Here is a 14,835-nt window from a genome sequence, read left to right on the forward strand (position 1 = left end):
CCACGCGAACCGGACATGTCGACCGGTGGGGGAGGAGGGTCAGGAGCGGCGGCGCGGTTTGCCGCGCCGGGCGCCCTGCGACGCACCGGCACCGCGCCGCGCACCCCTGCCGGCCTGCTGCTTGCCCCCACCGCTGCCGCCGCCGCGCCGCTCGCCGCCGCCCGTTCCCGCCCCGGCGCGCTTCGCCTTCGGCTCCTGCGCGCCGGCGGCCGGGCGGCGGCCGCGCGTGCTGTTCACCGTCCGCCCGCGGACGATCCCGATGAAGTCCTCCACCCGGTCCGTGGTCCGCTCCTCCGGCCACGACAGCGCCACCCGCGACTGCGGGACGCCCGTGACCGGCCGGTACGTGAGGTCCCTGCGGTGGTGCAGCCGGGCCAGCGACTGCGGGACGACCAGCAGCCCCACGCCCGCCGCGACCAGCTCCACGGCGTCCGCCGTCGTCGCGGGGCGCTCGAACGCGGGCCGCCCCGGGGGGCGCTCCCAGTCGAGGGTGTCGTCGAGCGGGTGGAACACGATCTCGTCGGCGAGGTCGTCGGCGGACACCTCCTCGACGGCGCTGACGACGTGGTCCTTGGGGACCACGACCACCGTCGTCTCGGTGTACAGCGGGATGGCGCTGAGGTCCGTCCGGTCGACCGGGAGCCGGACGAACCCGGCGTCCGCCTCCCCGCGGCGCAGCACGTCCGGCGCCTCGGCGGCGGACACCGCGACGAGGTCCAGCGGCACGTCCGGCAGCCGCTCCTGCCAGATCCGCACCCACTTCGCGGGTGTCACACCCGGGACGTACGCGAGCCTGAACGGGGAGGGAGCTTCCGAGCCTGTCACCGGGCCAGGCTACCGGGCGTGGTCGGGAGCCGCGCACATGCTCGATATCCTGGAGGTATGACGTCGCACCGCACCACCCAGACGATGAAGCCCGCGACCGCGGCGAAGAAGCTGGGTGTCTACCTCGAGGCCACCCCCGCAGAGTTCCAGGAGGGTGTTGTCTCGCGCGACGAGCTGAACGCCCTGCAGACCGACCCGCCCGAGTGGCTGCGGGAGCTGCGGCGCAACGGCCCGCACCCCCGCCCCGTGGTCGCGGCCCGGCTCGGCGTCTCCATCTCGGGCCTGGCCCGCGGCGGGGTCACCGAGGCGCTCACCACCGACCAGATCGAGGCGCTGAGGGCCGAGAACCCCGAGTGGCTGCGCAAGGAGCAGGCCACGCAGGCGGAGGTCCGCAAGGAAGCCGCGCGGATCAAGGAGAAGCGCGCCGAGAAGGACGGCGCCCCGCGCGCCTGACACCCGCCCCGCCCGTGTCCGGCGGGGGAAGCACGAACCCGGCCCGGCCGTCCCGCACAGGGGAGGCCGGGCCGCTCCGCGCGCCGGCCGGCACCGGCGGGGCCCCGGCCGCCCCCCGATCCTCCGGAGCGCACCGGGGCCCGGCTCCGGCAGCCACCGGCCGCGCGCCTTCCCGACACCCGGATGCCTCTCCGGAGCGCCCCGGGACCCCGCCCGCGGGCGGGGCCGGGCGGGCTCACCGGACCGGGCGGGCTACCGGGCCGGGGGACGGTCCGGCACGGTAGCCGGTACGGGGGCGTAGCCCGAGGGCCGGGCGGTGAAGGTGCCCCGGCCCTGCGTGCGGCCGCGCAGCCGGGTCGCGTAGCCGAACAGCTCGGCGAGCGGCACCGTCGCCGCCACCACCGTCGTCCCGGCCCGCGCCGTGGAGCCGGTGACCCGGCCGCGCCGCGCCGCCAGGTCGCCGAGCACCCCGCCCACCGCGTCGTCGGGCACCGTCACCGCGACCTCCGCCACCGGTTCCAGCAGCACCGGCCCGGCGGAGCGCAGCGCCTCGCGGAGCCCGAAGCGGCCGGCCGCGCGGAACGCCACCTCCGAGGAGTCCTTGGAGTGCGTCGCCCCGTCCGTCAGCGTGACCCGCAGCCCGGTCACCGGGTGGCCGCCGAGCGGGCCCTCCGCCAGCGCGTCCCGGCAGCCCGCCTCCACCGCGCGGACGAACTCCTGCGGCACCCGGCCCCCGGTGACCACCGACCGGAACACGAACTCCCCGCCCGTCCCGGGCACCACCTCCAGCGGCTCCACGTCCAGCACGACGTGCGCGAACCGGCCGGCGCCGCCGTCCTGTTTGACGTGCCGGTACACCAGCCCCGACACGGCCCGCGCGATCGTCTCCCGGTACGACACGCGGGGCCGGCCCACGGCGGCCTCCAGCCCGTGGGCGCGGCGGACCTTCTCCACCGCGACCTCCAGGTGCAGTTCGCCCATGCCGGACAGCACGGTCTGTCCGGTCTCCGGATCGTTCCGCACGGCCAGCGAAGGATCCTCCTCGGCCAGCCGCGCCAGCGCCACCGCCAGCCGTTCCGCGTCCGGCGCCCGCCGGGCCTCCACCGCGACGGACACCACCGGCTCGGCCGCGCCGGGCGGTTCGAGCACCAGCGGGGCCCCCGGCGCGCACAGCGTCGTCCCCGCGCGCGCCGACTTCGGCCCGACCACGGCGACGATGTCACCGGCGAGGGCCTCCTCCGTCTCCGCGTGCCGGTCCGCCCGCACCCGCAGGATCCGGCCGATCCGCTCGGTGCGCCGCGCGCCCGCGTCCAACACGGAGTCCCCCTTCCGCAACGTGCCCGAGTAGACGCGCAAGTACGTCAGCCGGCCCGTCGCCGTCGACTGCACCTTGAACACCAGCGCCGCGAACGGCGCCGCCGGGTCGGCGGCCCGCTCCTCCACCGCGCCGCCCAGCGCGCCCCGTACCGGCGGCACGTCCAGCGGCGACGGCAGGTACGCCACCACGGCCTCGAGGAGCGGCTCGACGCCCCGGTCGCGGTAGGCCGCGCCGCACAGCACCACGACGCCCTCACCGCCGAGGGTCAGGTCGCGCAGCGCCGCCGCCAGCGTGCCCGTGGAGAGCGCCGACTCCGCGCAGAACTCCTCCAGCGCGGCCGGGTGGAGCTCCGCCACGGCCTCCTCCAGCAGGGCGCGCCGCCGCGCCGCCGCGTCCCGCAGCTCCTCGGGCACGGGGGCCTCCTCGTACCCGTCGCGGCCGTCGGCCCACACGAGGGCCCGCATCCGCAGCAGGTCGACGACGCCGGTGAACCCGTCCTCGCGCCCGATCGGGAGCTGCACCACCAGGGGTACCACGGCGAGCCGCTCCCTGAGCGGGGCGACCGCCGCGTCGAGGTCCGCGCCCGCGCGGTCCATCTTGTTGACGAACGCGATGCGGGGCACCCCGTGCCGGTCGGCCTCCCGCCACACGGCCTCGCTCTGCGGCTCCACCCCGGCGACCGCGTCGAACACGGCGACCGCCCCGTCGAGGACGCGCAGGGAGCGGGTCACCTCGTCGGAGAAGTCGACGTGGCCGGGCGTGTCGATGAGGTTGATCCGGTGGCCGTCCCAGACGCAGCTCACGGCCGCGGCGAAGATGGTGATGCCCCGGTCGCGCTCCTGCGGGTCGAAGTCGGTGACGGTCGTCCCGTCGTGGACCTCGCCCCGCTTGTGGACGGCGCCCGTCAGGTACAGGATCCGCTCCGTCACGGTGGTCTTCCCGGCGTCCACGTGGGCGAGGACGCCGAGGTTCCGTACGGTGGCGGGGGAAGCGGTGGTGCGGTGTCGCGGGTCGGTACGCACGGCCCGTGGCCTTTCTGCCGGGTGGAGCGGTGGGTGGGCGGCGCGATTCCCCGTGCCGGACGCGCCCGGGCACGGCCGGGCGGCCCCCGTGCCCGAACGGCACGCCGGAACGGCCCCGGCACCACGGCCGGGCGGGGGAGGAAGGGGTGACGTCTCGTCACGGGACGGCCGGTGCCGGCCGCGCAGCGGGCACCGGGCCTACGAGGACACCAGGATCACGTCGTACCGCGACCAGGGGGCGGCGACAGCGGTGTGGTCTCGCACGGCCGGGCCCCCTCCACTCGTCGTCCGGTCACTCGTGGCGGCACGCCGCGGCGGTGTGCCGGCGGCGCGCACCGCGAGTGTAGTGAGCGGCCCGGGCCTGCGGCACCGGGTTTTCCGCGCCCCGGTCCTCCTTGAATCTCCCCCTGGGGGAGCTCCTAGCGTGCGGTGCGGCACGAAACAGCGGCAAGGAGGGCTCATGACGGCGTTCGTACTGGTGGGAGAGGTCTTCACCGGCGGGTGGATCTGGGACGAGGTGGCGGACCGGCTGCGGGGGGCGGGCGCCGAGGTGCACGCGGCGACGCTCCCGGCGGACCCCGACGCGGACCTGGACGCCCACGTCCGGCACGTGGTGCGGCTCGTCGACGGGGCCGCCGCCGCGGAGGTCGTCCTCGTCGGGCACGGGTACGGCATCCACCCCGTGCTCGGCGCCGCCGACCTGCGCCCCGGGCGGACCGCCCGGATCGTCCACCTGGACGCGGGCATGCCGCAGGACGGCGACCCGGCGCTGAAGCTGGTCCTCGACGAGGCGGTGCGCGAGCGGCTGCTGCGGCAGGACGCCGGGGACGAACCGGTGGAGCCGCCCGCGACCCCCGGCGCGTGGAGCCGCTGGGGCAGCACCGAGGGCGTCCCCGCCGACGCCCTGGAGCGGCTCACCCGGCTGGCCGTGCCGCAGCCGCCGCGCACCCTCACCGCGCCGCTCCGGCTGACCGGCGCGGCCGGGAAGGTGCCGGTGACCGGGGTCCTGTGCCTCGCCAGCGGGGCGGGCATCGCCACGGTCCAGGCGCTCGTCGAGCTCGGGGACCCCCGGCTCCAGGCGCTCGTCGACCCCCGCGTGACGTTCTTCGAACTCGCCACCGGGCACTGGCCGATGCTGTCGGTGCCCGCGGAGCTCGCGGACGCCCTGCTCGGCGCGGCCGCCGGTGAGGGCCACCGCCTGGCCCCCGCCGGGACCGAACCGCCGTCGCACCTGCGCCCCTTCCTGCTGGACGTACCCGAACGGCCCCGCGAGCGGCACGGCGCCGTCGACCTGTACCTCCCCGACGACGCCGGCCCCGAACGGCCCGCGCCGGCCGTCGTGTTCGTCCACGGCGGCCCCGTGCCCGCCGGAGTGAGCCCGACCCCGCGCGACTGGCCCGCGTTCACCGGCTACGGCCGGTACGTCGCCGGTCTCGGCGCCGTCGGCGTCACCCTCGACCACCGGTTGCACGACATCTCCGACTACGCGCGCGCCGCCGAGGACGTCGCCGACGCCGTCGCCCTCGTACGGGCCGATCCGCGCGTCGACGCCGACCGGGTCGCGTTGTGGTTCTTCTCCGCCGGCGCCCTGCTGTCCGCGGAGTGGCTCGCCGCGCCGCCGCCGTGGCTGCGCTGCGTGGCCGCGACGTACCCGATACTCGTGCCGCTGCCCAACTGGGGGATGTCCGGGTCGCGCTTCCGGCCCGCCGCCGCGATCCGCACGGCCGGCCGGCTGCCGCTCGTGGTGACCCGCGTGGAGCGGGAGCGGCCCGAGATCGCGGCGACCGTCGAGGAGTTCCTCACCGCCGCGGCCGACTGCGGGGCGGCCGTCGAGGTGGTCGACGTGCCCGGCGCGCACCACGGCTTCGAGACCGTCGACCACACGGACGAGGCCCGCGGAGCCGTGGAGCGGGCCGCGCGCACGGTCCTCGACCACCTGCGGGGCGAGTGAGGCGGGGGCCGCGGCGACCGCGGGCGACGGTGGCCGGTCCCCGGACCCGCGCACGACCCCGGTCATCAGGTGGTTACTACCGCTGGTCACCACGTCGTGGTAGCAGATTCCGCAGGTCAGGAACGGCAGACGGGCCACCTCGGATGTGTCCTCCGTGAGCTGGCGGGTTCACAGATGTTCGCGCCAACCCTCCTGTGGGTCCGACGGGTCGGCGTGGATCATGTAGCTGGTGGGACCCCGGCCGATCGGGACCTCGTACGTGATGATGGTGATGGAGTGTCTCCCGGAGCTGGGTCCCGACTCCAAGATCCTGCAGCAACTGCCTCGGTCTCGATGACATGGTGCGTGTTCGGATGCCGCCGGCAGATCAGTGCACATCCGAGGGTGAGAAAGACTTCGTGGATGTCGTCGCGGATCTCCCAGCGGATCCACAGGCGGCGGAACCAGTGCAGATGGGCGAACGTGCGCTCGACAAACCAGAGTTGACTGCCCAATCCGGAGCCGTGCCCGGAGCCTCGGCGGGCGACCAGCGGTTTCACCCCCAGCCCCGGACCAGGCGGCGGTACTGGTCGTGGTCGTACCCGCGGGTCAGCAAGGACGGCATCGGGGCGCTGTCGTGGACGTCCGCGCTTGCCCCGCACGGGCGGCACCGCTTCCAGAAGCGGAATGGGCTGGGTGACGTCGGCGATCAGGTGGTGCTTACTGCCCCTCCTGCCCCCGTCGACAGGGCTTCGTCCCGCTTTAGGGACCCTTGAACGCCCGGACGTGGGAGCCGTCGACCGCCGTCCGGGAGAAGTCCAGCACGTTCGCCTTGCGGAGTTCGGCCAGAAGGCCTCGTGGAGCCGTGGTCAGACGCCGGCCTCGGTGCACTCGGCCGGACGGCGCCAACAGGTCGTGCCTGAGTCGAACCCGAGTTCCTGCGGAGGGTGTTCCCAGATGATCCCGGTGTGCAGCACGAGCAGGATGCCCTGGAACACCAGACGGTCCGGATCCGCTTGCGCCCGGTATGGCGGGTACGGCGCTCAACCTTCGACAACAGCGGTTCGATCACTGCCCTCAGCTCGTCCTCGGCATGCCACGGCTTCGGCCAAGCCGTCCCACCCCCGGTTCGTCGCTTCCGGCACGATCCCACCACCTCGAAGATCATTTCGTTAGGAGTTCCCAGAGCCGCGGGCCGCCGAGGGTGAACGTGGCGGCAAGGGACATGCCGTGAACGGCAAGCTTGATCGAACGGTTCAGGCCTGATTCCTTTCCTGGTCATGCGGATGTGAACACGCCGTACGTCATCAGTCCGTGCCCCCCATCGGCGCGGTGCCGGAGGCGATCTCTTGGAGGGCTGCCACATGGCGGGTGAGGGCGGTGCGGCCCTCGGAGGAGAGGGAGAGCCAGGTGCGGGTGCGTTTGCCGACGAAGCCTTTGCGGACCTTGACGTATCCGGCCTCTTCCAGGAGGGAGATCTGCTTGGAGAGGGCCGAGTCGGTGATCTCGATGGCGTCGCGGAGGGTCCTGAAGTCCGCTTCGTCGACCGACGCGAGCGCGGCCGCGATGGAGAACCGCACGGGCGCGTGGATCAGGTTGTCGAGCGACTTGCGCGGGTGTGTCACCGTTCACCTTCTGCGAACCGGCCGGCCTTGCGATCCAGGATGCCGATCACAAGGAACGGGACACCGCAGAGAACGGCCCCGGGCAGCCACCAGGCGGGCTCCCCGGAGAAGCGGGCGGAGCCGATGGTGACCGTCAGGCTGTAGACGCCCGCTCCGGCCGCCGTGGTCACGGCGTACAGCGCGCGGTGGTGGCGGGGCAGGAGGGAGCGAGTCGCCGTGTAGATGCCGAGGGCCAGCAGCGGGAGCAGGAGCAGGACGGGGACGGCGTACGGCACCTTGGGCTGGACGAGCAGGCCGTACACCGCGGTCAGGACCATCATGGCCACGCCCAGGAGCAGGATCAGGGCCGTACGGGGGCGGCGGCCGGCTTTCCGCATGCGCGAGGCGGCCGCGTCGGCGGAGGCGAGGGCCTCGCGCGCCTGGTTTTCGTCCATCATGGTGCCTTTCTGTACCGCTGCGGCCGCGGGCGGCCGTCCAGTGTCCGGTTTCCTTCTCGCGCTTGCCCGGCGCGCGTTACGCCGTCTCGCCCTGGTCCCAGCGGAAGGTGCGTACCGCCAGCCACACCGCCACGGCCGTGGTGGCGAATACCGCCAGGATCGAGAGCCACACCGGGTGCTGGGGCGAGCCGGCCAGCATCTCGATGGTCGTGGTCTTGCCGGCACCGTTGGGGCCGAGGAGGCCGAAGATCTCGCCGTGGCGGACCGTCAGATCGATCCTGTCCGTCGCGGTCTTCGTGGTTCCGTGGGGGCCGGGGTAGCGCTTGGTGACGGCGGTGAGCCGGATCGCCGCGTCCTGCGGTAAGTCGGCCTCGGGAACGGGTGCGGTGGTGTCGGTGTCCAGTTCGGGCATTTCCGAGTCAGCCTCTCGTGGGTGCCGCTGAGAACTCGCCGAGTCACGCACGGTTCCTACCGTGGCATTCACTTTCCAGATCGGCAAGTGAATGCCAAGGCGGAACATGGTTGGCTGGTATAGGAGTTTGCGTGGCGTGCGGCGCTCGGGCCGGTTAGTACTACAGCCGTAGATCGTGATCTTCATGCTTGAGCGGCTTGACGCCGGTAGTGGCTGGTCTGGGATCGGGCCTGGTGGCGGCGTCGCCAGACGGACCAGCGAAGTTGGTGGACAGGGTCAAAGACGGTCCGGTTGACGAGCGCGGTGAACAGTCGTTGGATCTCGTCACAGGTGAGCGGTATCAGCTCGTCGGGCGAGGGATGACCCTCGTGTTCGTTCGCGCGGAGGACAGCGAGGAAGGCGTGCGCGAGCATGGCCAGGGTGACCCAGCGGGACCAGGACGGGTATCGGCGGACCTGGTGCTCGTCCAGGGCCGCCAGGCCCTTGCCGGACTGGAAAAACTCCTCGACCCGCCACCTTGATCCAGCGACGCGCACCAGGGTGGTCAGCGGCACTGCGGCAGGTGAGTAGCAGCGGTAGTAGGCACGTTCGCCGGTACTGCGGTTGCGGCGGATCAGCAGCTGCCGGCTCCCGGGCCTGGGATCGGTGAGGTCGATGACGGCCCAGTCGTAGAAGCGGTGGCCCTTGGCGCCGGCCCCTGCGGACAGCTTCTGCCGGGCCCTCTTGGGCACCTTCCTGGCCAACATGTCGGCGCGAAACCTCCCGGCGCCTGTGGGGACTTCGTGCGAGCAGGCCACCGCGAGGACGTAGCCGGTGCCGCGTTCCTCCAGCGCGGTGCGCAGCCTCGGGCTGCCGCCGTAGACCTCGTCTCCCACGACCCAGGCGGCCCGATGGCAGGCGTCGAGGAATCGGGTGACCATGCGAGCGGCCAGCTCCGGCTTGGTCACGAACTCCGTATTGTCACCGAGGCCGACGGCCCGGCAGCGGCCGGGATCGGAGGTCCAGGAACGCGGAACATACAGTTCCCGGTCCACTGCGGCGTGCCCGCGGCGGCCGGCGTAGACCAGGTAGACGGCGACCTGGGCGTTTTCGATCCTGCCCGCGGTGCCGGTGTACTGCCGCTGGACTCCAACGGTGTCGGTGCCCTTCTTCACGTCGCCGGTCTCGTCGACCACCAGCACCGCCTCGTCGTGCAGGTGCTCCACCACGTAGTCACCCACCTCGTCGCGGACCTGGTCGGCATCCCACTTCGCCCTCCCGAGCAGGTGCTGCATGCCGTCCGGGGTCCTCTCCCCGGCCCACTCGGCGATGGCCCAGCAGTTCTTGCGCGGCAGGTCCGACAACAGGCCGAGTACCGACTTCCGGGCCCGGGGTCGGGATTCGACCCGTGTGAAGCGTCCCGCTATCCGGCTCATCAGGCCCTTGAACGCCTCCTGCCAGCAGGCAGGGTCTACGCTGTGACCTGCGGCCACCGCATGATCGTTTGTCTTCGCACACCGATGATCAACGGTGGCCGCGCTCGTCTCCACACCGCGTCAGGTCGCGCAGCGTCTGCCTGCGGTCCTGTGTATCGGAGGGCTTGTGCAACGTGGCGAAGTCTGGTGGGTCCAGTTCGACGAGCGGAGGTTGGTCGTACTGCTGTCAGGAGACGACGCGTCCGGGTTCCAGGTGATGCAGGTCGTCGCTCCGGCGGGCTTCGACATCAGCGGTCTGGGCATCGAAGTGACGGTCGGCGCCGGTGAAGGGCTGCCACTCGAAGGCGTGCTGCGGCTCGCGTTCCCGCGTCCAGGCTTCACCCCGTGCACGTGGCTGACCACCGTGTCCCGGGACGACCTGATCGAGCGGGCGGCCGTCCTGTCCTCCAGGAAGCTCAGCGAGATCGACGATGCCCTCCGACTCGCTGAACAAGCACAGGAGCGGACCCCGGCAACGACCGCGAAGCTCAGCGAGATAAGGGACGCCCTCCGTCGCGGTGAACTCGGGTAGACGGAGAAGGAGCCGACGCCCGCGACGGCATGGGCGATTTCGGGCGAGATGATCCACGCTGGACACCTGCCGCCTCGACACCCCTCATCATCGAGATCACGATCTACGGCTGGAGTACTGGATGAGTGAGTCCGGTGTTCTCAGTGGTCGTAGGTGATCAGTGATCGTTTGATGGTGGCGCCTGTGGTCCAGTTGTGCCAGAGGGCGGCGGCCAGGGCGAGGAGTCGCTGGCCGGTGCGGGCGAAGACTCCGGCAGGGGTTCTGCCGCCGTGCTGTTCCAGGCTGAGCCGGCCCTTGAGGGTGTCGATGACGGCTTCGATCCACTGGCGGACACGGGCGATCTTGCCGAAGCGGGCCGGTTCGTCCTTGCGGTCCGGTCGCACCAGGTGGGCGCCGAGCCGGTCGGTGATGAAGGTCTCGAAGTCTTTCCCGGCGAAGCCCTTGTCGGCCAGGATCACCTGGCCTTGGTGGGCGAGGTGGTGGTCGCGTTGCGGTAGCGCGGCCATCACCTCCCGCTCGCCGAGTTTCGAGTTGGCCAGGCACCAGGTGACGGGCATGCCCTCGGCGGTGGTGACCAGGTGGAGCCGCAGGCCCCAAGAGCAGCGGGAGTGGGAGCGGCAGTGGCCGTAGCCGGCGTGTCCGGCCAGTTCGGAGCGTTTGACGGTCTCGCGGGAGGCCGCGCAGGACAGTGGGGTGGAGTCGATCAGCCGCAGGTCGTCGTGCCAGGTCGGTGCCTGCCGGGCCAGGGCTTCGATCACCTGGCTGATCAGGGGACCTGCGGCGTTGAGGCGTTTGTTGTAGGCGGACTGCTGGGGCAGGTAGCGAAACAGGTGCTCCAGCCGGGCGTGCGCGAAGCGGATGAAGTGCCGGGCCGAGGGGAACCCCAACAGCACCTGGGCGACGGCCAGGCACAGCAGTTCGGCGTCCGTGAGTTTCGGGGGCCGCCCGATCCGGCGACAAGGCGCCACGTGGTCGTCGATGAACACGTACAGTGCCGCCAGAAGGGCGTCCAGGTTCGTCTTCACACACTGACCGACGGGCGCCCTTCGCCATGGTCGCGACCAGCACAAACATCGGCCCCACTCATCTGGGGGGCGACACGCGTGCCACGTACACCGTGTTCGTCGCCGTGCCGCCCCGCACCGGGTTGGAGAAGGTCACCACATGGGCCTCCGCCTTCGCGAACACCTCGGTGAGCACGGTGGTGAACGCCTCGTCCGGCGGATCGTCCGACCACAGGGCGAAGACCCCGCCGGGCCGCAGGTGCCCGGCGAGCGTCCGCAACCCGGCGGGCCGGTAGAGCGCCGCGTGCCGCGGGTGCAGCACGTGGCGCGGCGAGTGGTCCACGTCCAGGAGCACGGCGTGGAAGCGGCGCCCCGGGCACCGCGGGTCCAGGCCGTCCACTCCGGCGGCCAGCGCGAAGAAGTCGCCGTGTGCGAACCGGCACCGGGGGTCGTCCGTCAGTGCGGCACCGAGCGGGACGAGCCGCCGCTCGTGCCACTCGACGACTTCCGCCAGCGCCTCCACGACGACCAGGGAACCCACCCGTGCGTCGTCCAGCGCCGCCCGCGCGGTGTACCCGAGGCCCAGGCCGCCCACCGCGACGTCCAGTGGGGCGGCGGCGTCCGGCAGCGCGGCGAGTCCGAGCCGGGCGAGCGCGACCTCGCCCTCGGTGAAGAGGCTCGACATCAGGTACGTGTCGTCGAGCTTCACCTCGTACACGTCCGCGCCCGTCAGTGGGTCGCGGCGGCGCCGCAGGCTGATCTCACCGATCGGGGTCGGACGCCAGTCGATCTCCTGGAACCGCGCGCTCACCCGCCGGACGCTACCGGACGGTCCGCTCGATCACGGCCACGACACCGGGGAAGGAGCCCGTCCGCTCCCGGTCGGAGGGCGGACGGGCACGGGGAGGGGGGAGCGGGTCACAGGCCGCCGGTCTGGACGAGCCGGTTCGGGGAGCTCTTGGTCACCGTGAGGACGTCCTTCACGGACTGCTCGACGATCCACGCGGCGACCGCGCGGGACGACGCGGTCGGGTGTCGCTGCTTGTAGAGGGCGGCGACCCCGGCGACGTGCGGGCTGGCCATGGACGTGCCGCTCATGTGGGTGCTGCCGCCGCCCAGCTTGGCCGATTTGATCTGCGTGCCGGGCGCGTAGATCGTCAGGCAGGGGCCGAAGTTGGAGAACGACGCCTCCTGGTCCAGGTGGTTCGTGGCGCCGACGGTCATGGTCCGGGCCGCGCTGGCGGGGGAGACGCCGCACGCGTCGGCGGAGCTGTTGCCGGCCGCGACGACCGGCAGGACGCCCTTGTCGGACAGGACGGTGGTCGCCGTGTTGACCACCTCGGAGCGCGGGCCGCCGAGCGAGGCGTTGAGCACCGAGGGCCGGTTCGAGTTCACCGCCACCCACTCCAGTCCGGCGATGATCCCGGCGAAGGAGCCCCTGCCCTCGCAGTCGAGGACCCGTACGCTGACCAGTCCCACCTGGCGGGCCACCCCGTGGGTGGCGCCCCCGACGGTGCCCGCGACATGGGTGCCGTGGCCGTTGCAGTCCCGGCCGTTGCGCCCGTCGCCGATCGCGTCGAACCCGGGGCGCGCCCGGCCGGTGAACTCCGGGTGGCCGTAGTCGATGCCGGTGTCGAGGATGAACGCCGACACGCCGGCGCCGGTGCCTTTCACGTTGTACTGGCCGTTCAGCGGCAGGAACGGCTGGTCGATCCGGTCCAGGCCCCAGCTGCTCGCGGGGGCCCGTGTCTCCGGGACCGGGACGGTGCTGACCACCGCGTCCTGCTCCACCGCCGCGACCCCCGGGGCCGACCGTACGGTCGACAGTTGCGCCGGCGTCAGTTTCGCGGCGAATCCGCGCACCACCTTCTCGTACGAGAACAGCGGGGTGACCCCGGCGTGTTGGGCCACTTGGGCGGGGGTCGCGTCCGGTTCGAGGGTGACGATGTACTGGCCGTCGATCCCGTCCGCCGGGGCCGGGCGCAGCGGGGCGGGGGTGGTGCGGGGCGGTTCCGTGTCGGACCCGGCCGCGGTGGCCGGGGTGGCCGCGAGCGGCATCAGCAGGAGGAGGAGGGCGGCGGATGCGCGGCGCGCGGGCAGCCTCATGGGGTCTCCGATCGGTCGGTGACGGGCGAGCGACGTCGTGCTTCACCTCGTCCGCCCCGGGAGGGCGAGGTGACGTCGTCAGGTATCTGGACTCGCTGGGGTCACACCACGCGACCGTGTCAGGACCACGCCACTCATCGGATGAGGTGACGAACGGCCGCGACCGTGCCGTTCGCCCCGTCCCGTCCCGGCCCAGCCCCGGCTCCCGCGCCGGCCCCGTCCCGGCCCTGCGCCGGCCCCGTCCCGGCCCTGCGCCGGCCCCGTCCCGGCCCAGCCCCGGCTCCCGTGCCGGCCTCACCCCGGCCCCCGCGCTGGCTCCGCCCCGGTCTCGCCCCGGCCTCCGTGCGGGTCTCGCCCCGGCCCCCGTCTCGGCCCCGCGCCGGGTCTCACCTCGGCCCCCGACCGGCCTCGTTCCAGCCCCCGCACCAGCCTCGTTCCAGTCCCCGCCCCGGCCCCCGTCCCGGCTCCGCCGGCCGGGACGCCGTCAGACCTCGCCCTCCGCGGTCTCGCGGCGGGTGAGGTTGGCGCCGGACCGCGGATCAAAGACGTGCATGCCCGACGTGTCGACGTACAGCTCCGCCCGGGCGCCCTCCCGCACCCGGGTCGCCGTGCTGAGCCGGGTGATGATCTGGTGCCCGCCGCCCCCGGTCTCGGACGCCCCGGAGTCCGCCGCCAGCTCCGCGAGGTCCTCGCTCGCCGCCGGCTCCCAGCCCTCCTCCGTGAAGTGGGCGTACACGTCGGAGCCGAGGGACTCGACGACGTCCACCGTCGCCGTGAACCGGGCGCCCGGCAGGTCCGGGTCCACCAGCGCCGCGTCCTCGAACGCCTCCGGCCGTAGGCCCACGACCAGGTCCCGCGGCGCCCCGGCCCGCTCCAGCAGCCGGCGTACCCCCGCGTCCAGCGGCAGGTCCCCGACCGCGGTGCGCAGGACGCCCTCCTCCAGCGAGGCGTGCAGGAAGTTCATCGCGGGCGACCCGATGAACCCGGCCACGAACAGGTTGCGCGGCTGGTCGTACAGGTGCTGGGGCGTGCCGACCTGCTGGACGACGCCGCCGCGCATCACCACCACGCGGTCCCCGAGGGTCATCGCCTCGGTCTGGTCGTGCGTCACGTACACGGTCGTCGTGCCGAGCCGCTGCTGGAGCCGGGAGATCTGGGTGCGCATCTGTACGCGCAGCTTCGCGTCCAGGTTGGACAGCGGCTCGTCCATCAGGAACGCCTTGGGGCTGCGGACGATGGCGCGGCCCATGGCGACGCGCTGCCGCTGTCCGCCCGACAGGTTCGCCGGTTTGCGGTCCAGGTGTTCGGTGAGGTCGAGGACGCGGGCGGCCTCCTCCACCTTCTCCCGGATCACCGCCTTGTCCGTCTTCGCCAGGCGCAGCGCGAAGCCCATGTTCTCCCGCACGCTCATGTGCGGGTAGAGGGCGTAGCTCTGGAAGACCATGGCGATGTCGCGGTCCTTCGGCGCCTTGTCGTTGACGACCTGCCCGCCGATGCGGAGCGTGCCCTCGGTGATGTCCTCCAGGCCCGCGATCATGTTGAGGGTCGTGGACTTCCCGCAGCCGGAGGGCCCCACCAGGATGACGAACTCCCCGTCGGCGACGGTCAGGTCGACGTCCCGCACGGCCACGGCACCGTCCGGGTACCTCTTGGTGATGCCCTCGAGAACGATCTCGGCCACTGTCGGTGCTCCTTGGTGGGGATGCCGTAGGCGTAG

General features: G+C 72.9%; 13 protein-coding genes and 1 pseudogene. 3 read left to right on the forward strand and 11 right to left on the reverse strand.

Translation table 11 applies throughout. The features are described 5' to 3' along the window. Positions 1–39 precede the first annotated feature (39 nt). Entirely contained in the window at positions 40–825 is a 786-nt protein-coding gene (locus RND61_RS17840; RefSeq protein ID WP_315878971.1) for a LysR family transcriptional regulator substrate-binding protein, read from the reverse strand. A 57-nt stretch (positions 826–882) separates the two neighbouring features. Here RND61_RS17840 and RND61_RS17845 point away from each other — a divergent pair, with 57 nt between their 5' ends. After that, positions 883–1,278: a DUF5997 family protein gene (locus tag RND61_RS17845; protein ID WP_315878972.1), complete on the forward strand. Its 396-nt coding sequence runs from the start codon at positions 883–885 to the stop codon at positions 1,276–1,278. A gap of 252 nt (positions 1,279–1,530) precedes the next feature. Here RND61_RS17845 and fusA read toward each other — a convergent pair whose 3' ends face one another. After that, positions 1,531–3,618, reverse strand: coding sequence for an elongation factor G (fusA, locus tag RND61_RS17850; protein WP_315878973.1), 2,088 nt, complete (start codon positions 3,616–3,618; stop codon positions 1,531–1,533). A 460-nt stretch (positions 3,619–4,078) separates the two neighbouring features. On the opposite strand from fusA, the gene RND61_RS17855 reads away from it, so the two are divergent. Continuing rightward, entirely contained in the window at positions 4,079–5,569 is a 1,491-nt protein-coding gene (locus RND61_RS17855; RefSeq protein ID WP_315878974.1) for a dienelactone hydrolase family protein, read from the forward strand. Between the two features lie 356 nt (positions 5,570–5,925). On the opposite strand, the pseudogene RND61_RS17860 reads toward RND61_RS17855, so the two are convergent. From RND61_RS17860 to RND61_RS17880, 5 genes and pseudogenes are all read right to left on the reverse strand, one after another. After that, positions 5,926–6,590, reverse strand: a pseudogene (locus RND61_RS17860) (IS5 family transposase); the annotation flags it as partial. Between the two features lie 265 nt (positions 6,591–6,855). Then, positions 6,856–7,173, reverse strand: coding sequence for a winged helix-turn-helix domain-containing protein (locus RND61_RS17865; RefSeq protein WP_315878975.1), 318 nt, complete (start codon positions 7,171–7,173; stop codon positions 6,856–6,858). After that, positions 7,170–7,610, reverse strand: coding sequence for a hypothetical protein (locus RND61_RS17870; protein WP_315878976.1), 441 nt, complete (start codon positions 7,608–7,610; stop codon positions 7,170–7,172). The genes RND61_RS17865 and RND61_RS17870 overlap by 4 nt, the downstream gene beginning before the upstream one ends. A gap of 76 nt (positions 7,611–7,686) precedes the next feature. Continuing rightward, positions 7,687–8,022: an ATP-binding cassette domain-containing protein gene (locus tag RND61_RS17875; protein WP_315878977.1), complete on the reverse strand. Its 336-nt coding sequence runs from the start codon at positions 8,020–8,022 to the stop codon at positions 7,687–7,689. 182 nt (positions 8,023–8,204) lie between these two features. Continuing rightward, positions 8,205–9,437: an IS701 family transposase gene (locus RND61_RS17880; protein ID WP_315878978.1), complete on the reverse strand. Its 1,233-nt coding sequence runs from the start codon at positions 9,435–9,437 to the stop codon at positions 8,205–8,207. Positions 9,438–9,603: 166 nt separating this feature from the next. Here RND61_RS17880 and RND61_RS17885 point away from each other — a divergent pair, with 166 nt between their 5' ends. Continuing rightward, positions 9,604–10,008, forward strand: coding sequence for a type II toxin-antitoxin system PemK/MazF family toxin (locus RND61_RS17885; RefSeq protein ID WP_315878979.1), 405 nt, complete (start codon positions 9,604–9,606; stop codon positions 10,006–10,008). Between the two features lie 140 nt (positions 10,009–10,148). Here the strand turns inward: RND61_RS17885 and RND61_RS17890 are convergent, their stop codons facing one another. From RND61_RS17890 to RND61_RS17905, 4 genes are all read right to left on the reverse strand, one after another. Continuing rightward, positions 10,149–11,033, reverse strand: coding sequence for an IS982 family transposase (locus RND61_RS17890; protein ID WP_315878980.1), 885 nt, complete (start codon positions 11,031–11,033; stop codon positions 10,149–10,151). Between the two features lie 58 nt (positions 11,034–11,091). After that, entirely contained in the window at positions 11,092–11,823 is a 732-nt protein-coding gene (locus RND61_RS17895; RefSeq protein ID WP_315878981.1) for a spermidine synthase, read from the reverse strand. A gap of 107 nt (positions 11,824–11,930) precedes the next feature. Beyond that, positions 11,931–13,118, reverse strand: a complete 1,188-nt coding sequence (locus RND61_RS17900) for a S8 family peptidase (protein WP_315878982.1) — start codon at positions 13,116–13,118, stop codon at positions 11,931–11,933. Between the two features lie 484 nt (positions 13,119–13,602). Beyond that, the gene (locus RND61_RS17905; RefSeq protein WP_315878983.1) at positions 13,603–14,799 is read right to left on the reverse strand and encodes an ABC transporter ATP-binding protein; all 1,197 of its coding nucleotides are present in this window, start codon (positions 14,797–14,799) and stop codon (positions 13,603–13,605) included. Positions 14,800–14,835 lie beyond the last annotated feature (36 nt).

It is taken from the genome of Streptomyces tamarix (assembly GCF_032423885.1).
GTDB classification, from domain to species: Bacteria; Actinomycetota; Actinomycetes; order Streptomycetales; family Streptomycetaceae; genus Streptomyces; species Streptomyces tamarix.